The 22606-nt window shown below is 67.6% G+C and carries 21 protein-coding genes and 1 tRNA gene; 10 read left to right on the top strand and 12 right to left on the bottom strand.

Going from position 1 to position 22606, the window contains the following annotated elements; genetic code table 11:
- Window positions 1–3: 3 nt before the first annotated feature.
- Window positions 4–1596: an FGGY-family carbohydrate kinase gene (locus Q0480_RS03990; protein WP_299130979.1), complete on the top strand. Its 1593-nt coding sequence runs from the start codon at window positions 4–6 to the stop codon at window positions 1594–1596.
- 92 nt (window positions 1597–1688) lie between these two features.
- Here the strand turns inward: Q0480_RS03990 and Q0480_RS03985 are convergent, their stop codons facing one another.
- From Q0480_RS03985 to Q0480_RS03965, 5 genes are all read right to left on the bottom strand, one after another.
- Complete coding sequence (locus tag Q0480_RS03985; RefSeq protein ID WP_299130977.1) at window positions 1689–2204, bottom strand: CarD family transcriptional regulator; 516 nt, start codon at window positions 2202–2204, stop codon at window positions 1689–1691.
- 311 nt (window positions 2205–2515) lie between these two features.
- Window positions 2516–2854, bottom strand: a complete 339-nt coding sequence (fdxA, locus tag Q0480_RS03980) for a ferredoxin FdxA (RefSeq protein ID WP_299130975.1) — start codon at window positions 2852–2854, stop codon at window positions 2516–2518.
- A 129-nt stretch (window positions 2855–2983) separates the two neighbouring features.
- Window positions 2984–3277, bottom strand: a complete 294-nt coding sequence (locus tag Q0480_RS03975) for an RNA-binding S4 domain-containing protein (protein ID WP_299130972.1) — start codon at window positions 3275–3277, stop codon at window positions 2984–2986.
- A gap of 10 nt (window positions 3278–3287) precedes the next feature.
- Window positions 3288–6326 carry a helicase-related protein gene (locus Q0480_RS03970; protein ID WP_299130970.1) on the bottom strand — a complete coding sequence of 1013 codons (3039 nt, stop codon included), beginning with the start codon at window positions 6324–6326 and terminating at the stop codon, window positions 3288–3290.
- 16 nt (window positions 6327–6342) lie between these two features.
- Complete coding sequence (locus Q0480_RS03965) at window positions 6343–6972, bottom strand: hypothetical protein (protein ID WP_299130968.1); 630 nt, start codon at window positions 6970–6972, stop codon at window positions 6343–6345.
- Window positions 6973–7036: 64 nt separating this feature from the next.
- On the opposite strand from Q0480_RS03965, the gene Q0480_RS03960 reads away from it, so the two are divergent.
- The 3 genes from Q0480_RS03960 (at window position 7037) to Q0480_RS03950 (ending at window position 10348) form a co-directional block, all read left to right on the top strand.
- Window positions 7037–7327: an SCP2 sterol-binding domain-containing protein gene (locus Q0480_RS03960; RefSeq protein ID WP_299130966.1), complete on the top strand. Its 291-nt coding sequence runs from the start codon at window positions 7037–7039 to the stop codon at window positions 7325–7327.
- Window positions 7324–8286, top strand: a complete 963-nt coding sequence (locus Q0480_RS03955) for an alpha/beta hydrolase (protein WP_299130963.1) — start codon at window positions 7324–7326, stop codon at window positions 8284–8286. Before Q0480_RS03960 ends, Q0480_RS03955 begins: the two co-directional genes overlap by 4 nt.
- 1225 nt (window positions 8287–9511) lie before the next feature.
- Window positions 9512–10348: an EAL domain-containing protein gene (locus Q0480_RS03950; RefSeq protein ID WP_299130960.1), complete on the top strand. Its 837-nt coding sequence runs from the start codon at window positions 9512–9514 to the stop codon at window positions 10346–10348.
- A gap of 5 nt (window positions 10349–10353) precedes the next feature.
- On the opposite strand, the gene Q0480_RS03945 is transcribed toward Q0480_RS03950, so the two are convergent.
- Together Q0480_RS03945 and Q0480_RS03940 are read right to left on the bottom strand one after the other, a co-directional pair.
- Window positions 10354–12882 (bottom strand): FtsX-like permease family protein, encoded by a 2529-nt coding sequence (locus Q0480_RS03945; protein WP_299130958.1) that lies wholly within the window; start codon window positions 12880–12882, stop codon window positions 10354–10356.
- Window positions 12883–12893: 11 nt separating this feature from the next.
- Window positions 12894–13583, bottom strand: a complete 690-nt coding sequence (locus Q0480_RS03940) for an ATP-binding cassette domain-containing protein (RefSeq protein ID WP_299130956.1) — start codon at window positions 13581–13583, stop codon at window positions 12894–12896.
- 22 nt (window positions 13584–13605) lie between these two features.
- Here Q0480_RS03940 and Q0480_RS03935 point away from each other — a divergent pair, with 22 nt between their 5' ends.
- On the top strand, window positions 13606–14280 hold the full coding sequence (locus Q0480_RS03935) for an arylesterase (RefSeq protein WP_299130954.1): 675 nt from the start codon (window positions 13606–13608) through the stop codon (window positions 14278–14280).
- A gap of 104 nt (window positions 14281–14384) precedes the next feature.
- Here the strand turns inward: Q0480_RS03935 and Q0480_RS03930 are convergent, their stop codons facing one another.
- Window positions 14385–14591 (bottom strand): DUF1127 domain-containing protein, encoded by a 207-nt coding sequence (locus Q0480_RS03930; protein WP_299130952.1) that lies wholly within the window; start codon window positions 14589–14591, stop codon window positions 14385–14387.
- A gap of 123 nt (window positions 14592–14714) precedes the next feature.
- Between Q0480_RS03930 and Q0480_RS03925 the strand changes: the two genes are divergently transcribed.
- Complete coding sequence (locus Q0480_RS03925) at window positions 14715–15587, top strand: LysR family transcriptional regulator (RefSeq protein WP_299130950.1); 873 nt, start codon at window positions 14715–14717, stop codon at window positions 15585–15587.
- 199 nt (window positions 15588–15786) lie between these two features.
- On the opposite strand, the gene Q0480_RS03920 is transcribed toward Q0480_RS03925, so the two are convergent.
- Window positions 15787–16746 carry an NADPH:quinone oxidoreductase family protein gene (locus Q0480_RS03920; protein ID WP_299130948.1) on the bottom strand — a complete coding sequence of 320 codons (960 nt, stop codon included), beginning with the start codon at window positions 16744–16746 and terminating at the stop codon, window positions 15787–15789.
- Between the two features lie 177 nt (window positions 16747–16923).
- On the opposite strand from Q0480_RS03920, the gene Q0480_RS03915 reads away from it, so the two are divergent.
- The 4 genes from Q0480_RS03915 (at window position 16924) to Q0480_RS03900 (ending at window position 21451) form a co-directional block, all read left to right on the top strand.
- Complete coding sequence (locus Q0480_RS03915; protein WP_299130946.1) at window positions 16924–17934, top strand: magnesium and cobalt transport protein CorA; 1011 nt, start codon at window positions 16924–16926, stop codon at window positions 17932–17934.
- Window positions 17935–18120: 186 nt separating this feature from the next.
- Window positions 18121–19941, top strand: coding sequence for a translational GTPase TypA (gene typA, locus Q0480_RS03910; RefSeq protein ID WP_299130944.1), 1821 nt, complete (start codon window positions 18121–18123; stop codon window positions 19939–19941).
- A 234-nt stretch (window positions 19942–20175) separates the two neighbouring features.
- Entirely contained in the window at window positions 20176–20559 is a 384-nt protein-coding gene (locus Q0480_RS03905) for a helix-turn-helix domain-containing protein (RefSeq protein ID WP_299130942.1), read from the top strand.
- An 85-nt stretch (window positions 20560–20644) separates the two neighbouring features.
- Window positions 20645–21451, top strand: coding sequence for an inositol monophosphatase family protein (locus Q0480_RS03900; RefSeq protein ID WP_299130940.1), 807 nt, complete (start codon window positions 20645–20647; stop codon window positions 21449–21451).
- Window positions 21452–21501: 50 nt separating this feature from the next.
- Here the strand turns inward: Q0480_RS03900 and Q0480_RS03895 are convergent.
- The 3 genes from Q0480_RS03895 to Q0480_RS03885 form a co-directional block, all read right to left on the bottom strand.
- Window positions 21502–21578, bottom strand: a tRNA-Pro gene (locus Q0480_RS03895).
- A 47-nt stretch (window positions 21579–21625) separates the two neighbouring features.
- Window positions 21626–22105 (bottom strand): DUF192 domain-containing protein, encoded by a 480-nt coding sequence (locus tag Q0480_RS03890; protein WP_299130938.1) that lies wholly within the window; start codon window positions 22103–22105, stop codon window positions 21626–21628.
- Window positions 22092–22595: a cold shock domain-containing protein gene (locus tag Q0480_RS03885; RefSeq protein ID WP_366940817.1), complete on the bottom strand. Its 504-nt coding sequence runs from the start codon at window positions 22593–22595 to the stop codon at window positions 22092–22094. The genes Q0480_RS03890 and Q0480_RS03885 overlap by 14 nt, the downstream gene beginning before the upstream one ends.
- Window positions 22596–22606: the final 11 nt, after the last annotated feature.

Here is a 22606-nt window from a genome sequence, read left to right as displayed (position 1 = left end):
GGCATGGCGAAATTCCTCGCAGCCGTCGATGTCGGCACCGGCAGCGCGCGAGCCGGGATTTTCGACTCCTCCGGGCGGATGCTGGCGCGGGCCGAGCGGCCGATCACACTGCGCATGGCGCGCGCCGACCATGCCGAGCAGGACAGCGCCGATATCTGGCGGGCCTGCGGCGGCGCGACCCGCGCGGCGCTCGAAGCGTCCGGCGTCGCGCCCGGGGATGTCGCCGGAATCTCGTTCGACGCCACCTGCTCGATCGTGGTGCGCGACGCCTCCGGCGCGCCGGTAGGGGTGTCGCTCGACGGGCCGGAACGCTGGGACACCATCGTCTGGCTCGACCACCGGGCGCAGGCCGAAGCGGCGGAATGTACCGCGAGCGGGCACAGGGTCATCGACTATGTGGGTGGCGTCATGTCGCCCGAAATGGCGATTCCGAAGCTGATGTGGCTGAAGCGCCGACTGCCGGCGGCCTGGAGCCGCGCCGGGATGATCTTCGACCTGACCGATTTCCTGACCTGGAAGGCGACGGGCAGCTTCGAGCGTTCACAATGCACGCTCACCAGCAAATGGACCTATCTCGCGCATGAACCGGTCGGCTGGCGGCATGACTTCCTGGCGGCGATGGGGCTCGACGATCTCATGGCCCGCGCCGCGCTGCCCGAAGTCGCGCGGCCGATCGGCGACGATCTCGGTCCGCTGACGGTGGAGGCGGCGGCCGAACTCGGGCTGACAACGGCGACCCGGGTCGCTTCGGGGCTGATCGACGCCCATGCCGGCGCGCTCGGCGTGCTCGGCCATCTCGCGGGTGGCGGCCCGGAGGTGGAGCGTCACATGGCGCTGATCGCCGGCACCTCATCCTGCGTCATGGCCTTCTCGCACGCGCCCCGGATGACGTCGAGCACCTGGGGGCCGTATCTCGGCGTCGCGCTGCCGGATCTCTGGATGAACGAGGGTGGACAGTCGGTTTCCGGCGCGCTGCTCGACCACATCTGCAAGATCTGGGGTGGCGGCGCCGACCCGACCCCGGCACTGCATGGGCGCGTCTGCGCGCGGATCGCCGAACTGCGCGAGAGCGAAGGGCGGGATCTGGCCGGACGGCTGCATGTGGTACCGGACTTCCACGGCAACCGATCGCCGCTGGCCGACCCATCGGCGCTCGGGGTGATCTCCGGCCTGTCGATGGATGCCTCGTTCGACGGGCTCTGTCGGCTCTACTGGCGGACCTCGGTCGCGGTGGCACTGGGGTTGCGGCATATCCTCGAGCGGATGAACGAGAGCGGCTACGTGATCGATACGCTGAACATCGCGGGCGGTCATACACGCAATCCGGTGCTGATGGAGCTCTATGCCGACGTCACCGGCTGCCGCGTGATGGTGCCATCGGCGCCGGACGCGGTGCTGCTCGGCACGGCGATGGCCGCGGCGGTCGGCGCGGGCGTGCATCCCGATCTGGTCGCCGCCGGTCGGGCGATGCATCAGGGCGGCGCCCTTCGCTCGCCGAACCCGGACGCCGCCGCGCGCTTCGAACGCGATTGGCGCGTGTTCCGCGCCATGCACCGCCACCGCGCGGAGATCGACGCCATTCTGGCGGAGCGGTAGGAAGCCACGCCGTACCCGGACGGCCCCCCCCCCCGCGAAATAAAAAGGGGCGCCTCCCCGCGGGAAGCGCCCCCGAAACCGGAGCGAAGGAATCAGGCGGCGACGCGACCGCCGAGAACCTCGTCCACATGCTCCTGAGCCTTGCCTTCCTCGATCCCGTTCACCGCCGCGACTTCGCGGGTCAGGCGCTCGAGAGCGGCCTCGTAAAGCTGCCGTTCCGAATAGGACTGCTCGCGCTGGTCGTCGGAGCGATGCAGGTCGCGCACCACCTCGGCAATGGAGATGAGGTCACCCGAATTGATCTTCTGCTCGTATTCCTGCGCGCGGCGCGACCACATGGCCCGCTTCACCCGCGCCCGGCCCTTGAGCGTGTCCATCGCCTTGCCGACGATGTCCGACGAGCTGAGCGGCCGCATGCCAACCGAACTCGCCTTCGAGGTCGGAACGCGCAACGTCATCTTGTCCTTTTCAAAGGATATAACGAACATTTCCAGGCGCAGACCCGCGACCTCCTGCTCATCGATCGAAACGATCCGGCCAACGCCATGGGCTGGATAAACGACAAAATCGTTCGGACGGAAGTCCGTCGCCTTCTTGGTCTTGCTCATGTTGCGCGTCTTATCCTTACTGACTGAGGCCGGAGACCGGCCACTTTACCGCGGCGACAAGAAACCCCGGCCGGTGCTTTCGCAACCCGCAGAGGGTATCCCGTTCAAGCAGTTTTACTTCGAGGCCAATTTTGGATTTTCGGCCTTCATCCCTGACCTTCTTGGACCTAAGCCCATAGCAGAAAAACCGCGCCCATGGAAGACAAACGAACACAATCGCCCGGCTTCTGGCGCCAGAAAACGTTTCGGACGATCTCCCGCGGCGATTTCAGTGGCCGCTCACGCCAGAGATGGGGAGGAACGAATCGGTTTCAACCACCCTCGCCCGCCGTCTCCGAAAAGTACTTCTCGAGCTTGCCGGCCTCGCCGTCGCGCTCCTCCGCTTCCGGCAGCGGATCGCGCCGCGTCGCCAGCACCGGCCAGAGCTCGGCGTATTTGCGATTGAACTCGACCCATTTCTCGAGATTCGGCTCGGTATCGGGGCGAATCGCGTCGGCCGGACATTCTGGCTCGCAGACGCCGCAGTCGATGCATTCGTCCGGATGGATGACGAGCATGTTTTCGCCCTCGTAGAAGCAGTCCACGGGGCACACCTCGACGCAATCGGTATATTTGCAGGCAATGCAGTTGTCGGTCACCACATAGGTCATGGCGCAACAGCCTCGATCTTACAGGTTCTCCGCAAAGCCTGTCACACTCCGCGATGGTTATTTAACAGGCTGCCGGTCGGGATCAAGAGGCGGTCCCCCGATGCCCGTCGGGATCGGCCACCGTGGCGGTCAGGCGTCGCGGGTGGCCGCGGTGTCCTCGAGTTCGAAATAGAGCAGCCGCGCCTCCGGGGCCGGCCCGCGCCGCTCGCCGAGCGCCAGGACGCGGATCACCCGCACCCGCCCGCCATGGAAGAAGCTGAGCCCGTCGCCCGCCTTGATCGTCGTCGCGGGCTTGGTCACCCGGGCCGAATTGACCCGAATCGCACCATCCGTGATCAGGGCGGCCGCGATGGTGCGCGACTTGCAGAAGCGCGCCTGCCAGAGCCACTTGTCGAGACGGATCGATGATCCGGGGTCGCTCATCGTCCGTGCGTCAACTCCGCAGCTTCAGCGCCATCAGCGCCGCGAACGGGTTGTCGGGATCGATCGGTTTCTCGGGACGTGGCGGGCGCGCCTGATGCGCCGGCGCCTCGGCGGGTGCCTCGCGCGGACGATCGCCGCCCTTGCCATTGCCACCCTTGTTGCCCTTCGGCCGCTGTCCATCCTGCCGCGGCTGGCCCTCGTTCTGACGACCCTTGCCCTTGGCCTGCCGCGGCTTTTCCGGCCGGCCGACCGTCTCGCGCGGCTTGCCGTCGCCACGGGGCCGGTCGTGGCGGACGCGCGGGGCGCGGACGAAGCGATAGAAGGTCTCGAGTTCCACCGGACCAGCGTCGAGCGCCGCGGCGGCCTCGCCCTCGGGAGCGATCCCCTCGGCCGGGTCCGTCGAGATCGCCGATTCGGAGGCGATCTCCGCTGGCGGATCCAGCGGGATCTCGGTCGGCGGCGCGATCGGCGCCTCGGCGGGGGTATCCGGTTCCTCCGCGGGCGCGTCGTTCGGTGCCTCGGTCGGCGTATCATCGGGAACGCCCGGCGGAACCCCCTCCGGCGGAGCCTCCACCGGCGTGGGCGGGGCCTCGTCCGGCGTCTCCCCGGAGACCTCGACCTGACCGGCGACCGGCGTGGAGACCGGCGTGGAGACGGGCGCCGCGCGCCGCTTCGGCCGGGTTTCCTCGGTCGCCTGATATCCCATCCCGCGCATCAGCGTTGCGAACTGGTCAGGACCGAGCCCGGTGATCGACAGCATGTCCGGCGTCGCCTCGAAGCCCGCGCGGGCGTCGAGATTGCGGATCATGTCGGCCAACCGTTCCAGCATGTCGATGCGGATCGCCCGCTCCCCGGCCAGCCGGTAGCCGGCGCGGGCGTAATATCCAGCCGGCGCGCCGGGCGTGGCGGGCACGGTGACGAGACCCGGCGGCGGAGCCTCGGGAAAGACGTCGAGCCCCTCCTTCAGCGACCAGAGAACCAGCCGCAGCCGCGTCGGCGCCGGCTTCAGCATCAGCGGCTGAAAGACCGTGTACTGGCCGAAACGAACACCATGTTTGCGCAAACCGGCCCGCTGGTCCTGATCGAGCGCCTTCACGTCGTCGGCGATTTCGGATCGCGGCAGCACGCCGAGGCTCTCGACCAGACGGAAGGCGATACCGCGGGCCATGCCGGCCAGCGTCTGGTCGTCGCCGAGCGCGACCAGCGGCTGGAACAGCGCGGCGATCCGGCGATCGATCCAGTGGCCGAGCCGGCGGCGCACCTTTTCGGCGACATCGGGGCCGGCGTCCTCGTCGACGAAGGGCTGGACGGCGGGCGACAGCGCGGTGTCGCCCGCGACCAGCTTGCCGACCGCGTGCTCGCCCCACATCAGGCCGCCCTGCTCGGTGACGTCGATCTCGGTATCGGGCGCGTTGTAGAATTTGTCGGCCCGCAGCGACAACGCCGGCGCCAGCGCGGCGATGCCGGCCGCCCGCAAGGTGCGCGCCTGATCCGCGTCCGCGGATGGATCGAGCTGGAACCGAAATCCCTCCAGCCTGCCGATGAACTGATCGTCGATCGTGACTTCGCCGTTTTCGGTCACCGTGGCCACTAGGCCCTCCCTATCCTTCAACCGCCGCATCAGCACGCTGGTGCGGCGATCGACAAAGCGCTGGGTCAGCCGCGCGTGCAGCGCGTCGGACAGCCGATCTTCTACCGCGCGCGTCTCGTCTCGCCAATGGTCCGCGTCATGCACCCATGCCGAGCGTTGGGCCACATAGGTCCAGGTACGGATATAGGCCAGTCGCTTCGACAACGCATCTATATCGCCATCGTTCCTGTCGATCCGCTTGATCTGCGCGGCGAGCCAGTCCGTCGGAATGCCGCCCTTGTCCTGCAGAAAGCCGTAGAGCCGGGCGCAGAGGCTCGCATGCTCGGCGGGCGAGACCTTGCGGAAATCCGGCACCTGGCAGATGTCCCAGAGCAGGCGCACGTCCGGCGCGGCGCGCACCCGGTCGCGCATGTCCGGCGTCTCGCCCAGCGCGCGGAGCGTGGCGAGGTCGTCCGCCTCGCGGGCGCGCTGCAGGTCGGCATGGCCCGAGGGCGCCTCCAGGCTGGCGATCAGGGCGGGGATGGTGCCGAACTCCAGTCGCGCGTTGCGCCATTGCAGCCGGCGGAGCGGCTCGAAACGATGGTTCTCGATCGCGTCGGCGACGTCCGGGTCGAGCGGCCCGGACTCGCCGGTGACGCCGAAAGTGCCGTCCGCGGTGTAGCGGCCAGCCCGGCCGGCGATCTGGGCAAGCTCGCTCGGCGCGAGATGCCGGTGGCGGCGGCCGTCGAACTTGACGAGACCGGAGAAGGCCACGTGGCCGATGTCGAGATTGAGCCCCATGCCGATCGCGTCGGTGGCGACGAGATGATCGACATCACCGTTCTGATAGAGTGCCACCTGCGCGTTCCGGGTGCGTGGCGACAGCGCGCCCATCACCACGGCCGCCCCGCCCTTCTGCCTGCGAATGAGTTCGGCGATCGCATAGACGTCATCGACCGAGAAGCCGACGATGGCGCTGCGGGCCGGCATCCGGCTGAGCTTGCGCGGGCCGATGTATTTCAGCGTGGAGAACCGCTCGCGCCGCAGGAACTGCGCGCCGGGGATCAGGCTCGCGATCCGGCCACGCATGGTATCGGAGCCGAGCAGCAGCGTCTCGTAGCGGCCGCGCGCGTTCAGCAGGCGATCGGTGAAGACATGGCCGCGATCGGGGTCGCCGCAGAGCTGGATCTCGTCCACCGCCAGGAAGTCCGCGCCGATATCGACCGGCATCGCCTCGACGGTGCAGACCCAGTAGGCGGCCCGCGTCGGCACGATCCGCTCCTCGCCGGTAACGAGCGCGACGACCGAGGGGCCGCGCAGGCTGACGATCCGGTCATAGACCTCGCGCGCCAGCAGCCTGAGCGGCAGGCCGATCACGCCGGTGCGGAAAGAGAGCATCCGCTCGATCGCATAGTGCGTCTTGCCGGTGTTGGTCGGCCCCAAAACGGCCGTCACCCGCGGCTGAGCGTCGAACGACATCGTCAGGTCTCGGCGCTCAGAGTTCCGCCGCCCCGGTCGCCCGCTCCAGCCGCTTGACGGACTCGTTGATGTTCGGGCGATGGGGATTGATCTTCTGCGCCGCGGTCAGCGCCTTCAGCGCCAGTTCCGGCTGGTTCAGTTCATCGAGCATGAAGCCGAGGCCGGCCAGCGCGCCGAAATGCCGGGGGTTCAGCGCCAGCACATGCTCGACATCGGCGATCGCCAGGGAATATTCGTCCATCAGGAAATAGCCGGTGGCGCGCGCGTTCCAGCCTTCGGCGAAGTCGGGCGCATGATCGACGAGGGCCGAGAGATGCTCGACCGCCAGCGGATAGTCCTCGGCCTGGAGCGCCTCGTTGCCGCGGCGGAGCAGCAGGTCCATCGAATCGGAACCAGAGCGCGACCAGATACGGTTGATCTCGCCCTCGACACGTTCCCAGTCCTCGCGATCGGGGTCGGCCAGCTCGGAGAGCAGGGTGTCGAGCTTCTCGGCGTCGCTCGGCGCGGGCGCCGTCTCCTCGCCGAGCAGCGCGCCGGGCAGCGTCCCGAGGGTTTCGAGGCCCTGCGCGCCGGCGGGCGCCGCCAGTCCGAGGCCGAGCATCACGAGCGCGATACCAGCCGAATGTTGCTTTCTTCCGTCGCCCATGCGGCTTAGATATCACTTCCAGCCAGAAAATCGAGGGCGAAGCGCCCGTTTCCCGGAGACATCCATGAGCGACGTGGTGGCGGCCGCCGTCAAGGCCTTGACCGAGAAGTTGAACGGCGCCTGCCTCGACGGCTCGGCGAAGATGGTGATCGCGGGCGAGGGCGCGATCCGCATCGACGAATCCGGGGTCACGTCCGACGATGGCGAGGCTGATTGCGTGCTGACCGCCGACGCCGAGACGTTCCGGGGCATGCTGGAGGGCGAGGTGAACCCGACGACCGCCTTCATAACCGGCCGGCTGCGCATCGAGGGTGACATGGCGCTGGCGATGAAGCTGGGCAGCCTGCTGGCATGACGGAACCGGCGCCGTTCTTCGCCGAGGTCGCGGACGCGCCGGACGGCGCTTGCGTGGCCTGGCTGACGGCGCCCGACGGTGTACGGCTCCGCGCCGCCACCTGGGCGGGCGGCGCGCGGGGGACGGCGATCCTCTTTCCCGGCCGCACGGAATATATCGAGAAATACGGCCAGGTGATCGGCCGGCTGGTCGAACGCGGCCTCTCGGTCGCGGTGGTCGACTGGCGCGGACAGGGCCTGTCCGACCGGCTCGCCGCCAATCCGATGCTCGGCCATGTCGAGGATTTCCGCGACTATCAGCGCGACGTCGCCGCCCTGCTCGGCTGGGAGGCGGTCGCCACCCTGCCCCGGCCGTTCCACCTCGTCTGTCATTCGATGGGCGGCTGCGTCGGCCTGCGGTCGATGCTGGAGCGGGCGGATTTCGCATCCGCGATCTTCTCCGCGCCGATGTGGCACCTGCGGATGCGGATGGCGACGCGGGAGATCACCGCGCGCGCCACGAAATTCGCCCTGATGATGGGCCTCGGCGCGCGGCTGATGCCGGGGGCGAGCGCGCGCCCGACGCCGCTGGTCAACGGGTTCGAGGGCAATGCCCTCACCTCCGACCCCGAGCAGTTCGCCCGGAGCGTCCGCCAGATCACCGCCCATCCCGACCTGTCGCTCGGCGGCCCGAGCATGCAATGGACCCGCGCGGCGCTGGAAGAAATGGCCCGGCTCTATATCGCACCGGTCCCGCGCCTGCCGGTCCTCGCCCTGGTCGGCTCGGAGGAAACGGTGGTCTCGACCAGCGTGATCCGCCGTCAGGTCGCGGCCATGGCCGACGGCGCCTTCACCACCCTCGCCGGCGCCCGCCACGAGCTTTTCATGGAGAGCCCGACCGTCCAGACCGAGCTCTGGACGCGCATCGACGGCTTCCTCACCGAGGTCGAGTCGTCAGCGCCGAAGCGCGCCGCGAATTGACGGGAGAGTCGGGGTGGCGGTCGAATGCCCGTTTCATTCTAAAATAGGGCACCACAATCTATTTTAATAATGGTTTAATACTGAGTTTCATTGCAGGTACCAAGATACATGTGCCATATGCCGGCCGATACAGGTACAATAAATGACAGCCTCGGTGGCGAATATACAACATTCACATTATAGTAATTGTTAAGATTACGAACAAACAGACTCTGATTCCAACTAATTCTATTTGTCATGATAACAACATCACTCGGAGATACGGACGCTTCTTGGCTTATAATAGCGAGGCTACCATCGTAAATATTACCTGGATCGCCTATGCCGTAAACAAACTCCAGCCTCTCAAACTCCGGCAATGCTTCAGGTACGCCATTGCCAATCTGAAAATTTGTTATATCGCAAACAACCCAATTTGCGGCAAATTCAGCTGTGGCAGCTATTGGGAAGAATGTACAGAAACATACTGCTGATGCAACTCCGATCAATCCACTCTTTCTAACCATCCCCCTAACCATCCCCGAATCTCCGCCCGATATTATCTGCAGAGCAGTTATTGCTTTCTAGCGACATTCGAACCCATCTGGGCCTTCGTAATTATTAAGCGTGAGCCATGTTCCATCCCCAAGGCAAACCATCTTTTGCGCATTATTGTTTATGCATATCTCTGATCCCACTGAGTACGCGCCTCCTCCCCAATAACAAACGGCTGCTTGACTTAACAGTATTTGACGTGACAGGTAAGTAGATTCGTCTTCTTTTAATTGATACAATAAAAGCATTAAATAAGCTTCCAAAAAAATGCCCCCAGATTCTGTTCAATTGTGTTGTGGTTTGACACTCGCTTGCAAGGCGACCTTGGCCACTACGAATCTCGCTCCTTCAGGCGACGACGCCGAACGCAAGATATTCCAGTTTATCCTCCTTTGGCGATTCTTTTCAACATGGAAGAAGGCCGCATAAAGGAAAGCTGTGCACGTGCAGAACTCAGGACTTAGGCGTCCCTTCTCTGACCCTGCACTATCAATAGCTTGCGCAGTGCAAGAATCAGGTACGGTCCAATGTTTGCTCCTGCCCGATAGCGCCGAATCCCACCACGGCACCCGCGCTCTCCCCGATTGGAACAATCTTCGAACAGTTTTAGGCGCTTTACGAACATTTAAAGAACATCGCGTTAGGTAAACGGCATCGACCCCACGCCCGAAACCCCGCGAGGAGCCCGCCGATGGAAAAGCTGATCCAGTTCCCGAATATGCTGAGCTCCATCGGGGACGGCGCCGGGCGCCTGGAGGCGCGGGCGCGGGTGCGGTTCAATGTCGCGCAGGCGCTCGTGCAGGGGCGGGTCGCCTTCCATTATCAGCCGGTGGTGCGCGCCGCGAATACGCGCTTTCCCGCCTTCTACGAGATGCTTGCCCGCGTCCGGATGCCGAACGGCCAGTTGCTCGCCGCCGGGTCGTTCCTGCCGATGGTCGCGGATGGCGAGATCGGCCGCGCCATCGACCGGCTGGCGCTCGCCACCGCGCTGCGCGAGCTGGCGCGCGATCCCGGGCTGCGGCTCTCGGTCAATATCTCGCCGCTGTCGATGGGCGACGAGGAATGGCTGGCGCTGCTCGCCGCCGCCGCGCGGGGCGGCAGCGGCGTGCTCGGCCGGCTGATCATCGAGATCACCGAGGACGCGGCGATCGGCCATGCCGACCAGACCATCGATTTCATGAACCATGTCCGCCGGACCGGCTGCGCCTTCGCGCTCGACGATTTCGGCGCCGGCGCCACCGGCTTCCGGCATTTCCGCGATTTCCGCTTCGACTTGGTCAAGATCGACGGCGCCTTCACCCAGGGCGTGCAGCGTTCACCCGACTCGCAGGTGCTGGTCGAATGCCTGATGACCGCCGCGCGGCATTTCGAGATGGTGACGGTGGCCGAGCGGGTCGAGGCGCCGGCCGATGCCGACTGGCTGCGCGCGCGCGGCGTCGACTGCTTCCAGGGCTATCTCTTCGGCCGCCCCGCCGCCCGGCCCGAGATGCCGGCCGAGGGCGACAAGGACTCCCGCGCCGCCGGCTGAGCCCCCTACTCCCGCGCGCGCAAGACCTGCGCCGGGCGCGTGGCGAGGGGGCGGAGCGCGAAGGCGAGGCCGGCCAGAAGGCTCGCCAGCGCGCCGCCCGCGACGATGCCGAGCGCCGAGCCGGCGGCGAAACGGTAGCTCGCCTCCATGATCTCGGTCGTCACCCACCAGCCGGCGATCCCGCCCGCGACGATGGCGACCACCCCCGCCGCCGCGCCGATCAGCGCCGAGCGCAGGGCGAAGCTCGCGAGGATCCGCGCCCGGCTGGCGCCAAGCGTCTTCAGGACCGCCGCCTCGTAGACCCGCTGCCGTTCGCCCGCCGCCGCCGCGCCGATCAGCACGACAAGCCCGGTCAGCAGTGTCGCCGAAGCGCCCCAGCGGGTGGCAGCCGAGACCCCGCGCAGCGCATCCGCCACCTGCTCGATCGCCGCGCGCACCCCGATCGCGGTGATGTTCGGATCGGCGCTCGCCAGCGCGCGCAGCAGCGGCGCCTCGGCGGCCGGCTCGGCATGGACCGTCGCGATATGGGTATGCGGCGCCCCGGCCAGCGCGCCCGGGTTCACGATCATCAGGAAATTGATGCCCATGTTCCTGAACTCGACCTCGCGAAAGCTGGCGATGGTCGCGGTCAGGTCGCGGCCGAGGATATTGATGGTGATCCGGTCGCCGAGCTTCAGGCCGAGCTCCCGCCCCTCCTCCGCCGCGAAGCTCATCAGCGGCGGGCCGTCGTAGTCCTCCGGCCACCAAGCGCCCTCGGTGATCCGCGTCCCCCGGGGCGGTGTCGCGGCGTAGGACACGCCCCGGTCGCCGCTCAGCGCCCAATGCCCGCCCGCCACCTCGCGCGCGGGGCGGTCGTTGATCCGGGTGATGACGCCGCGGAGCATCGGCGCGGTCTCGACATCGGTCACGCCGCCTTGGGCCTTGGCCATGTCGAGAAAGCCCGGCAGCTGATCGTTCTGGATATCGACGAAGAAATAGGCCGGCGCCCGCTCCGGCAGCTCGGCGGTGACGAGGTCGCGCAGGTTGGTGTCGATCTGGCCGATCGCCGCCAGCACCGCGAGCCCGAGGCCGAGCGACATGACGACCGAGGCCGTCTCGCCCGACGGCCCGCCAAGCGCGCCGAGCGCCCAGCGCAGCGCCGGCCGGCCGCGCGGCAAACCGCCCCGCGCCAACCGCCGGCACAGCGCCGAGAGCCCGAGCGCGGCGAGAAACAAAAGAAAGAGCGCGCCGATCACCCCGGCCGAGGCGCCGAGCGCGAGCTTCGTCGCGCCCGACAGCCGCGTCGCGATCCCGACCAGCGCCGCGACGAGAAGGCCGATCAAGCCGAGAAACACCGGCCGGGGCCAGCGGCGACGCGTCGCGGCGAGGTCGCGAAACAGCTCCGCCGCGCGAATGTCCCGCGCGCGGGCCAGCGGCCAGAGCGTGAAGATCAGCGCCGTCAGCCCGCCATAAAGCGCCGCCTCGGCTAGCGGCCGCTCATAGAGCCCGAAGGCGGCCGGCACCGGCAGCCGCGCCTCGATCAGCGGCGCGGCCAGGAGGGGCGCGGCGGCGCCGACGACGAGGCCGAGGGCGACACCCAGCGCCGAGACGAGGCCGATCTGGATCAGATAGATAGCGAAGATCATGTTGCCCGAGGCGCCGAGCGTCTTCAACGTGGCGATCGTCTCGGTCTTGGCGTTGAGATGCGCGCGCACCGCCGCCGCCACGCCGACCCCGCCGACCGCGAGCCCGGCGAGGCCGATCAGCACGAGGAACGAGCCGAGCCGCCCGACGAACCGGTCGATCCCCGGCGCTCCGTTCCTCCGGTCCCGCCATTGCAGGCCGCTGTCGGCGAATTTCTCCATCGCCTCGGTCCGCAGCGCCGGCAGGTCCGTCCCGGGCGGCAGCCGCAGCCGATAGGCCGAATTGAAGAGTGAGCCCTCGGACAGAAGGCCGCTCGCCGCGAGGTCGGTCTGTTTCACGATCACCCGAGGTCCAAGCCCGAAGCCGGCCGAGGCGCCGTCGGGCTCCACCGCCAGCCGGCCCGCGACCCGGAAACGCTGGGTGCCGAGCCGCAGCGCATCGCCCGGCGAGACCCCGAGCCGGTCGAGAAGGATCCCCTGCGCCACCAGCCCGGGCAGCCCGTCCTTCATCGCCAGCGCCTCGGCCAGCGCCCCGCCATCCTCCAGCTTGACCTCGCCATAGAGCGGATAGGCGCCGTCCACCGCCTTCACCTGCACCAGTGCCCGCTCCGGCTCGGCGGCGTCGGTGGTGACCATCGAGCGAAAATCCACGATCTCCGAGCTGGCCAGCGCGTGTTCGGCCATCCAGGCGCGTTCGGCGTCGCTGGCGAAGCGGTAGGTGAATTCCATCTCGGCGTCGCCGCCGAGGATCACCGCCGCCTCGCGCCGGAGACCGCCCTCGATGGCGAAGCGCACCATGCCGACCGCCGCGATCGCCGCCACCCCCAGTGCCAGGCAGGCGAGCAGCACATAGAAGCCCGCGAGCCCACCCCGAAGCTCGCGCAGCGCCAGGCGCGCGGCGGTCAGGATCATCGTGGGACCTTTCACTCGGCGGCCTCGGCCAGCGGATCGAGCGCCCCGTCGCGCAGCCGCAGCACCCGGTCGCAACGCGCGGCCAGTTCAGGCGCGTGGGTGACGAGGATCAGCGTCGCGCCATGCCGGTCGCGCAGGTCGAAGAGCAGGCGGATGATCGCCTCGCCGGTCGCACCGTCGAGATTTCCGGTCGGCTCGTCGGCGAGCAGGATGCGCGGCCGCGTCACCGTGGCGCGGGCCAATGCCACGCGCTGCTGCTCACCGCCCGAGAGCTGCGCGGGATAGTGATCCCGCCGCGGGCCGAGCCCGACCGCCTCCAGTGCCTCGGCCGCCCGCGCGAAGGCGTCGCGGTCGCCGGCCAGCTCCAGCGGCGTGGCGACATTTTCGACCGCCGTCATGGTCGGAATGAGGTGGAAGGACTGGAAGACCACGCCCATGTTCTCGCGCCGGAACCGCGCGAGGCGGTCCTCGCCCATCGCCGTGAGGTTCTCGCCCAGCACCTCGATCCGGCCGCCAGTCGCAGTTTCGAGCCCGCCCATCAGCATCAGAAGCGAAGACTTTCCCGAGCCAGAGGGTCCGACGAGGCCCAGCGTCTCGCCCGCCCGCGCCTCGAGGCCGATGCCGCGCAGAATGTTGACCGGCCCGGCGTTGCCCGTGAGGGTAAGAGATACATCCTGGAGCACGATGACCGGAGACGACATGAGACGAACCTTGCGAGCCAGGATGACCGTTTTCGCATATGGGGCGACGCGCCCCCTGCGCAACCTCGCCATCGTCGCGCTCACGCTCCTTGCGACCCCGGCGCTGGCCGAGGTGAAGATCCTCGCCTTCGGCGATTCGCTGACCGCGGGCTACGGCCTGCCGACCGAGCAGGGGTTCGTGCCCCGGCTTCAAGCCTGGCTCGCGGCGCATGGGGCACCGGATGTCACGGTGATCAACGCCGGCGTTTCGGGCGACACCACCGCCGGCGGGCTCGCCCGTATCGACTGGGCGCTCGGCGACGATCCCGACGCGGTGATCCTCGAACTGGGCGCGAACGATCTGTTGCGCGGGCTCGACCCCGCCGCCGCGCGGACCAATCTCGACGGGATCCTGAATGCGATCGGCAAGCGCGACCTGCCGGTGCTGCTGACCGGGGTGCCGGTGCCGCCGAACTATGGCGAAGCGTATCGGGTGGCGTTCAAGGCGATCTATCCCGACCTCGCCGAGGAGCACGGAGCGATCCTCTACCGTTCCTTCCTCGCCGGCATGGGCAAGGGCCGGAGCATGTTCGAGGTGATGCGGCTGATGCAGGGCGACGGGCTGCATCCGAACGCCGCGGGCGTCGATGCCATCGTCGAGGGTATCGGCCCGGCCGTCCTGGACCTGCTGGCCGAGGTCCGGAAGAAAGCGGGCTGATCGGGTCCAGGCCGGTGGGGCCTCCAAGCTGGCACGGCCTGAACCGGGTGGCGCCGGGTCAAGCCGTGAGCGGTATCCCAATCGGTCCGAATCCGATCTCGCATCTACCAGCGCACCGGAGTGCGCAGCTCCCGGGCCACATCGGCGCGGGTCATCCCCATGTCGCGCAGCATGCGGTCGTCGAGCGCCTCGAGCGCCAGCCGCCGGCGGTAGGCGGCGTCGGCCGCCGCCAGCTTGTCGAGGATGCCGCGCACCGACAGGCGCGGCCAGTAGATCCGGGCAAGGCGCTGCTCAGTCCAACGGGCGATCATCGTCGTTCTCCATCACGTTTGGTTTTGTTTGACGGCGACATCATCACCGTGCTTGATTTAATACCCGAGTCGGGCGCATTAAGATAACGAATAAACGTTGGCGCGCTCATCACAGGATTTGATATGGCCCGCAATCTCGACCTGACTGCGTTGCGTTCCTTCGTCGCCGTCTCGGACACAGGCGGCGTCACCCGCGCGGCGGCGCAGCTGAACCTCACTCAGTCCGCGGTCTCGATGCAGCTGAAGCGGCTGGAGGAGTCGCTCGGCCAGCCGCTGCTCGACCGGTCGGCCCGCGCCATCTCCTTGACCGCGCAGGGTGAGCAACTGCTCGGCTTTGCCCGCCGGATGCTCGATCTCAACGATCAGGCCTGGGGGCTGATGACCAATCAGGCCTTCGAGGGCGAGCTGACCATCGGCGTCCCGCACGACATCATGTATCCGCACATCCCCCGCGTCCTGCAGCGGTTCGCGCAGGAATATCCCCGGGTTCGGGTGATGCTGCAGTCCGATCTGACCACGCATCTCAAGGCCCGCTTCGCCCGTTCCGAGATCGACCTCATCCTCACCACCGAGGCGGAGGTCGAGCAGGGCGGCGAGATGCTGGCGCGCGAGCCGCTGGTCTGGGTCGGCGCCGAGGGGGGCCAGGCCTGGAAGGCGCGGCCGATCCGCTTCGGCTCCACCTCGCGCTGCGTCTTCCGCCGGCCGGCGATCGACGCGCTGGAAAAGGCCGGCCTGCCCTGGGCGATGTCGGTCGATTCGATGTCCTGCTCGGCGGTCGAGGTCAGTGTCATCGCCGACCTGGCGATCTTCGTGCAGCTGGAAGGCTCGATCCCCGCCCGTTGCGAGGAAATCCGCCATGGCGGCGCGCTGCCGCCGCTGCCGGACTATCTCATCAACATGTACGTCGGCGAAGGTCCCCGCGCCGCCCTCGCCCACCGCCTCGCCCCGCTGATGCGCCAGGCCTACGCCTGCGCCCTGCGCGTCGCGGCGGAGTAGCAAGGTTCGAGAGCCCGTTCGAAAACCCGGATGGGTCGGTCCGGCGGATCCTTTCGCGCCTGGGTCGCGTCTATCGCCTCCGGGCCTCCGGCCCTCCAGCGATCGGCCCGGCCGAAGCGGTGCCTCGGCTTTGTCGGGCCTGCGCCTCGCGTGCCTTCGACGCGCTTGGTCGGAAAGTCGACGAGATGGGCCGTTGGTATCAGGCGATCCGCACCACGACCTTGCCGGTCGCCGCGCGGGTTCGCAGCAGGTCGAGCGCGGCGTTCGCCTCCTCGAGCGGCAGGACATGGCTCACGCGCGGCCGCAGTCGCCCGCGCGCGTACCATGCGAACAACGCGCCGAGGCTGTCGGCCAGCAGCTTGGGATGGCGCGAGACATAGCCGCCCCAATAGAGGCCGAGCACCGTCATGTCCTTCACCATCACGATATTCGCCGGGATCGCCGGCACCGCGCCGCTGGCGAAGCCGAGCGGCAGGATCCGCGCCTCGCGGTTGCAGGCGCGGAACGCCGCGTCGAACTGATCGCCGCCAACCGGATCATAGAGCACGTCCGCCCCGCCCAACGCCTTGACGCCGGCGCGGATGTCCTCGTCGGCATCGATCACATGATCGGCGCCCGCCTCGCGGGCGACGGCGAGCTTCTCGGCCCCGCGCGCGACCGCGATCACCGTCGCGCCCATGAGCTTGCCGAGCTCGACCGCCGTCAGTCCGACCCCGCCCGAGGCGCCGAGCACCACCAGCCGCTCGCCCGGCCGCAGATGCGCGCGATGGGCGAGCGCGACGTGGCTGGTGCCGTAGGCGACGAGAAACCCGGCGACATGCTCGTCCGGCATCGCCGCGGGCACCGGCACGCAGCGCGCGGCCGGCACCGCGAGAAACTCGGCGAAGCCGCCGTGTCCGACGAAGCTCGCCACCCGCTGGCCGACCGCCACCCCGTCCGCCCCCGGCCCGAGAGCGGCGACGGTGCCGCAGATCTCCATGCCGGGGGTCAGCGGCACCGGCGGCTTTTCCTGATACTTGCCCGCGACCATCAGCGTATCGGCGAAATTGACGCCGCAGGCATGCACGCGCAGAAGCGCCTCCCCCGGCCCGGGCGTCGGCTCCGGAACGTCCGACAGGGTCAGGGGCTCGCCCAGCGCATAGGCCCGCATGGCGCGCATTCGTCTCTCCCCGTCTCGGTGGCGTCTGGCGGGACTATGCCAAGGGTCGCGCCGCCTGTCAGCGGCCTCCGGCCTCACCAGTGCGCGAGGGCGCCGCTTTCCCTTGCGGAATGCGTTTTCCCGGCATTCCCGACGCGCTACTATCCAATCGGATCTTACATTTCCGCCGGAGACGCAATGGAACAGCCGAGGGATTTCATCGAGCCGGTCGCCGACACGACCGGCATCGTCGCCGCCGGGGTCTACCGCGAGGGCAGGCGCCTCCACGACATAGCCATCGAGGGCGCCAGCGCCTGGGCCGACCGCGAGGGGCATGTCGTCTGGATCGGGCTGCTGGAGCCGAGCCGCGAACTCCTGCTGCGCGTTCAGCGCGAATTCCACCTGCATGACCTCGCCATCGAGGACGCGGAGCATCCGCATCAGCGCCCGAAGGTCGAGCAGTACGGCGAAGCCCTCTTCATCGTCGCGCGGACCGCGCAACTGGACGAGATGCGCGTGCGGTTCGGCGAGACCCATCTGTTTCTGGGCAAGGGCTATATCGTCAGCGTGCGCCACGGCGCCTCGACCTCCTACACGCCGGTTCGCAAGCACTGGGAATCCTGCCCGGCCGCGCTGGCCAAGGGCGAGGACTTCATCCTCTATGCGATCCTCGACTTCATCGTGGACAACTACATGCCCGTGCTCGAAGCCATCGAGGAGGAAGTCGAGTCCATCGAGGACAGTGTGCTGGTCAAGCCCATGGCGCCGGGTGACATCGAGCGGCTCTATATCCTGCGCCGCGACCTCTTGCGGCTGCGCAACGCGGCGGGGCCGCTGGTCGATGTCTGCCGCCGGCTGACCAGTACCGAACTGCCGCTGATCCGCCCGGCCATGCACGCGCATTTTCGCGATGTGACCGACAACATCCGCACCATTCAGGAGCGGATCGACAATCTGCGCGAGGTGCTGGCCTTCGCCTTCGAGGCCAGCCTGCTCATGGGCCAGAGCCAGGAGACCATGGTGGCCAAGAAGCTCGCGTCCTGGGCCGCCATGCTCGCGGTGCCCACGGCGGTGGCCGGCATCTATGGAATGAATTTCGAGTACATGCCCTGGCTCACGGACCAGTACTCCTTCTTCACGATCATGCTGGCGATGCTCTTCATCTGTTGCGTGATGTACTGGCGGTTCCGCAAGAACGGCTGGGTCTGATCGGCGCGGGAACTCTGTCCCCACACCGCGCGCCGACACGTTCCGAATGATCTATACTGTTCAACGTGTCAGGCGTGCGCTCAATTTCAGCCCGCCGGGGCGCGAGTCCATTCGGCGTTGCCTTTCGCCGCGCCGCGCCGTAAGGGCACCGCCGAGAGCGGGACGGCCCGCCGAGGAACCCGCGCCATGGATCTGAGAAATATCGCCATCATCGCCCATGTGGACCATGGCAAGACCACGCTGGTCGACCAGTTGCTCAAGCAGTCCGGGACGTTCCGCGACAATCAGGCGACAGTCGAGCGCGCGATGGATTCGAACGATCTCGAACGCGAGCGTGGCATTACCATCCTCGCCAAGGCGACCTCGGTCGAGTGGCAGGGACATCGGATCAATATCGTCGACACGCCCGGCCACGCCGATTTCGGCGGCGAGGTCGAGCGCATCCTCTCGATGGTGGACAGCGTCGTGCTGCTGGTCGACGCGGCCGAAGGGCCAATGCCGCAGACGAAATTCGTGCTGACCAAGGCGCTCCGCCTCGGCCTCCGGCCGATCGTCGTCCTGAACAAGGTCGACAAGCCCGACGCCGAACCCGACCGGGCTCTGAACGAGGTATTCGACCTCTTCGTTACGCTCGATGCCAATGAGGAGCAGCTCGACTTCCCGGTGCTCTATGCCTCGGGTCGCGCCGGCTGGGCGGACGCGGAGCTCGACGGCCCGCGCAAGGACCTGACCGCGCTCTACCAGCTTGTGCTCGACCATGTGCCCGCGCCGGCGCAGCTCGCCCGCGCCGGCGAACCCTTCTCGATGCTCGCCACCACGCTGGCCGCGGACCCGTTTCTCGGACGCCTGCTGACCGGCCGGATCGAGAGCGGCGCCGTCAAGACCGGCCAGATGGTCAGGGCGCTCAGCCGCGATGGCAAGGAAATCGAGCGATTCCGCGTCTCGAAGGTACTCGCCTTCCGCGGCCTCTCGCGTCAGACGATCGACGAGGCCGAGGCCGGCGACATCGTCAGCCTCGCAGGGATGTCCAAGGCGACGGTGGCCGACACGATCGCGGATCTCTCCGTCACCGAAGCGATCCCGGCCCAACCGATCGACCCGCCGACGATCAGCGTCACCTTCGGCATCAACGACTCGCCCCTCGCTGGCCGCGACGGCGACAAGGTGCAGAGCCGGGTGATCCGCGAGCGGCTGCTGCGCGAGGCCGAGACCAACGTTGCGATCAAGGTCGCCGACACCCCGGGCGGCGAAGCCTTCGAGGTCTCCGGCCGGGGCGAGCTGCAGATGGGCGTCCTGATCGAGAACATGCGCCGCGAAGGCTTCGAGCTTTCGATCTCCCGCCCCCGCGTGCTGTTCCGCGAGGAGAGCGGCCAGCGGCTGGAGCCGCTCGAGGAGGTGACGATCGACGTCGACGAGGAATTCTCCGGCGTCGTGGTCGACAAGCTCAACCAGCGGAAGGGCGAGCTCGCCGAGATGCGCACTGGCGCCGGCGGCAAGACGCGGATCGTCGCCCATGTGCCGAGCCGCGGCCTGATCGGCTACCATGGCGAGTTCCTGACCGACACGCGCGGCACCGGCGTCCTCAACCGCGTCTTCCACGACTGGACGCCCTACCGCGGTCCGATCCCGGGCCGGCGGACCGGCGTTCTGATCTCGATGGAGGATGGCGTTTCGGTCGCCTATGCGATCTTCAATCTCGAGGACCGCGGCAAGTTCTTCATCGGCGCGGGCGAGCAGGTTTATGGCGGCATGATCCTCGGCGAGCACAGCCGTGACAACGACCTCGAGGTAAATCCGCTCAAGGGCAAGAAGCTCACCAACGTCCGGGCCTCCGGCACGGACGAGGCGGTGCGCCTTACCACGCCGGTGCGCATGACGCTGGAACAGGCGATCGCCTATATCGAGGACGACGAACTGGTGGAGGTGACCCCTCGCAACATTCGGCTGCGCAAGCGCCATCTCGACCCGCATGAGCGCAAGCGCCAGTCGCGTCAGGCCGCCTCCTGAGACAAAGCAAGGAATTCGCATTTTGCGAATTCCTTTGCAAATCACTGATAGGTTGTATTCGCGCTTTCGCAATCGCCCTCTCATTCTCCCTCTGATTGTGGCAGGATCCGCGTCGCTCGGCGAAAAATACCCCTGATTGAGTGTTTCCGGCGCGCACATCCTGCGTTAGAAGAGTTGGCACGGTTCGTGCTTTAGTTGTTCTAGCAACACTGTAAGCTGGGAGAGATGAGTAAGATGAAGCATCCCGTGGACGTTCATGTCGGTCGGCGCGTTCGGCATCGCCGGTGGATGGTTGGCATGACGCAGCAGCAACTTGGCGATATCGTCGGCATCAAGTTCCAGCAGATCCAGAAGTACGAGACCGGGATGAACCGGATCAGCGCGTCGCGTCTCTGGGACATCGCCCAGGCGCTCGACGTTTCGATCAGCTTCTTCTTCGAAGGGTTCGGCGCGGACGAGACCGCCGCCGAGGCGCCGATGGTTCAGGGCGACATCCAGCGCGGCGACCTGCTCGCCGACAAGGAAGCACTGGAACTCGTGCGGTCCTACTATTCGATCCCCGAAGCGCAGCGGCGTCGCCTGTTCGACCTCGCCCGCGTCCTCAGCGAGGTCGCCTGATCTCGATGTCTTACGCCGGGGCTTGACGGGCCCGGCGGGATGATCGACACCGCCGGGACAGAGTTGTCAGCCGGCGGAGTCGAGCATGCAGCTTTCTCCGGAAGCAGTGGAGGCCTTGTGGCTGACAGCCGAGGCGCTGGCCGACGTGGCCGCCGCGCGCTCGCTGCCGCTTTTCCGAACGCCAGGCCTGCGCGCGGCCAACAAGGCCGCGCTGGGCTTTGATCCCGTGACCCAGGCCGACCGCGACGCCGAGGCGGCGATGCGGACCTATCTCCGGTTCAACCGTCCGGCGGACGGCGTCCTCGGCGAGGAGTTCGGCCCGACTCCGGGAACATCCGGCTTGACCTGGGTGCTCGATCCGATCGACGGCACCCGCGCCTTCATCAGCGGCGCGACCACCTGGGGGACGCTGATCGCGGTCGATGCCGGCCTTGGTCCGGTGCTCGGCCTGATCGACCAACCCTATGTGGGCGAGCGTTTCATGGGCGGCCTCGGCCGCGCGACCATGATCCGCGCCGGCGAGGAGCGACCGCTCCGCGTCCGCGCCTGCGCCGGCCTGGCCGACGCGGTGCTCTATTCCACCTTCCCCGAGGTCGGCACCGCGGCGGAGCGCGCGGGCTTCGAGGCGGTCCGCGACCGCGTCCAACTCACCCGCTACGGCACCGATTGCTACGGCTATGCGCTGATCGCGCTCGGCCAGGTGGATCTTGTGATCGAGGCGGGGCTCAAGGCCTATGACATCCAGGGGCCGCAAGGCGTGATCGAAGCCGCCGGCGGCCTCGTCACCGACTGGCGTGGCCGGCCCGCCCATCTCGGCGGCCGCGTCCTCGCCGCCGGCGACGCCCGCGTCCACGCCGCCGCGCTGGAGCTTCTGTCGCAAGTGGCGGACTGATCGGACATCCGGACTGGTCGGACGCGTCGTCCGCTGGAAGCGGCGGGAAATGGTCGGGGCGATAGGATTCGAACCTACGACCTACGGTACCCAAAACCGTCGCGCTACCAGGCTGCGCCACGCCCCGACGGCGCATGCTCTAGCCGCTGCCCAACTCCAAGGGAAGGGAATTCGCTACTTGGCGCAGGGCCAGGCGGCGGCGGCCTGATCGAGCGCGGGATGCCGCAACTCGGCGCCGAGCTCGATCCCGAGGGCCTTCACCGTGCCCGCGTTCACTTCCAGCACATAGCGGATATCGTCGCCGCCCGGAATCGGCGTCCGGTCGCGCGGCCTAGCATTCTCATGCACGCGGGTGAGCCGTCCCGCCTGATCGAAGAACAGCATGTCGAGCGGGATCAGCGTGTTTTCCATCCAGAAGGCCACCGGCTGCGGCGCCTCATAGACGAAGAGCATACCGCCGTATTTCGGCAGCGACTCACGGAACATCAGCCCCTTCTCCCGCTCCGGCTCGGTGTCCATCACCTCGACCCGGAAGCGCGCGGTGGTGTCGGCGTCGCGCAAATCGACCACGCCGGCCGCGCAAGTCTCGGCCCGGGCCAGGGTCGGCGCCAGCGACGCCGCGAGGAGCAGCGCCCAGAGTTCAGGACACCGCATTGTCGGCCAGCCGTTGCCGTGCCACGTAGTCCCAGCTACGCACTTCGTAGACCATCGGCCCGCGAGGTCCGGCGGTGACACGCACCGCGAGCACGTCCCCGGCGACGACTTCGCCATAGCCGTACTGGCGCAACGTCTCCATGTGCAGGAAGACGTCCTCGGTCCGGCCATAGATATTCACGAAGCCGAAGCCCTTGACCCGATCGAACCATTTCACCCGCGCCGGGTTCAATGGTCCGGCCGCCACGCCTTCGGGCGGCGGCGGCACCACGAGTGATTCGCCCGCCGGATGCGCGACCGGGACAATATCGACAACCTCGATCGCCTGCCGGCCGCGATCCGTGACCTGGACTTGCAGCACGATCTCGGCGCCCTCGGCCACCGAAGTAAATCCGAACACCCTCAGCACGTTCCCGTGAAGAAGAATGTCACCCGCGCCGTCGTCAGCCACAACGAAGCCGTAGCCTTTTGTGGTGTCGAACCATTTCACGTGACCGCGAA

This window comes from uncultured Amaricoccus sp. (assembly GCF_937891315.1).
Taxonomy (GTDB): domain Bacteria; phylum Pseudomonadota; class Alphaproteobacteria; order Rhodobacterales; family Rhodobacteraceae; genus Amaricoccus.
The sequence above is the reverse complement of the archived record's forward strand: the minus strand, read 5'-3'. Positions and strand labels throughout refer to the sequence as shown.

Bases quoted from the DNA above. Each gene is read 5' to 3' on its own strand.
- Q0480_RS03990 (WP_299130979.1), top strand. From the start codon at position 4: ATGGCGAAATTCCTCGCAGCCGTCGATGTCGGCACCGGCAGCGCGCGA.
- Q0480_RS03985 (WP_299130977.1), bottom strand. From the start codon at position 2,204: ATGAGCAAGACCAAGAAGGCGACGGACTTCCGTCCGAACGATTTTGTC.
- fdxA (WP_299130975.1), bottom strand. From the start codon at position 2,854: ATGACCTATGTGGTGACCGACAACTGCATTGCCTGCAAATATACCGAT.
- Q0480_RS03975 (WP_299130972.1), bottom strand. From the start codon at position 3,277: ATGAGCGACCCCGGATCATCGATCCGTCTCGACAAGTGGCTCTGGCAG.
- Q0480_RS03970 (WP_299130970.1), bottom strand. From the start codon at position 6,326: ATGTCGTTCGACGCTCAGCCGCGGGTGACGGCCGTTTTGGGGCCGACC.
- Q0480_RS03965 (WP_299130968.1), bottom strand. From the start codon at position 6,972: ATGGGCGACGGAAGAAAGCAACATTCGGCTGGTATCGCGCTCGTGATG.
- Q0480_RS03960 (WP_299130966.1), top strand. From the start codon at position 7,037: ATGAGCGACGTGGTGGCGGCCGCCGTCAAGGCCTTGACCGAGAAGTTG.
- Q0480_RS03955 (WP_299130963.1), top strand. From the start codon at position 7,324: ATGACGGAACCGGCGCCGTTCTTCGCCGAGGTCGCGGACGCGCCGGAC.
- Q0480_RS03950 (WP_299130960.1), top strand. From the start codon at position 9,512: ATGGAAAAGCTGATCCAGTTCCCGAATATGCTGAGCTCCATCGGGGAC.
- Q0480_RS03945 (WP_299130958.1), bottom strand. From the start codon at position 12,882: ATGATCCTGACCGCCGCGCGCCTGGCGCTGCGCGAGCTTCGGGGTGGG.
- Q0480_RS03940 (WP_299130956.1), bottom strand. From the start codon at position 13,583: ATGTCGTCTCCGGTCATCGTGCTCCAGGATGTATCTCTTACCCTCACG.
- Q0480_RS03935 (WP_299130954.1), top strand. From the start codon at position 13,606: ATGACCGTTTTCGCATATGGGGCGACGCGCCCCCTGCGCAACCTCGCC.
- Q0480_RS03930 (WP_299130952.1), bottom strand. From the start codon at position 14,591: ATGATCGCCCGTTGGACTGAGCAGCGCCTTGCCCGGATCTACTGGCCG.
- Q0480_RS03925 (WP_299130950.1), top strand. From the start codon at position 14,715: ATGGCCCGCAATCTCGACCTGACTGCGTTGCGTTCCTTCGTCGCCGTC.
- Q0480_RS03920 (WP_299130948.1), bottom strand. From the start codon at position 16,746: ATGCGCGCCATGCGGGCCTATGCGCTGGGCGAGCCCCTGACCCTGTCG.
- Q0480_RS03915 (WP_299130946.1), top strand. From the start codon at position 16,924: ATGGAACAGCCGAGGGATTTCATCGAGCCGGTCGCCGACACGACCGGC.
- typA (WP_299130944.1), top strand. From the start codon at position 18,121: ATGGATCTGAGAAATATCGCCATCATCGCCCATGTGGACCATGGCAAG.
- Q0480_RS03905 (WP_299130942.1), top strand. From the start codon at position 20,176: ATGAAGCATCCCGTGGACGTTCATGTCGGTCGGCGCGTTCGGCATCGC.
- Q0480_RS03900 (WP_299130940.1), top strand. From the start codon at position 20,645: ATGCAGCTTTCTCCGGAAGCAGTGGAGGCCTTGTGGCTGACAGCCGAG.
- Q0480_RS03890 (WP_299130938.1), bottom strand. From the start codon at position 22,105: ATGCGGTGTCCTGAACTCTGGGCGCTGCTCCTCGCGGCGTCGCTGGCG.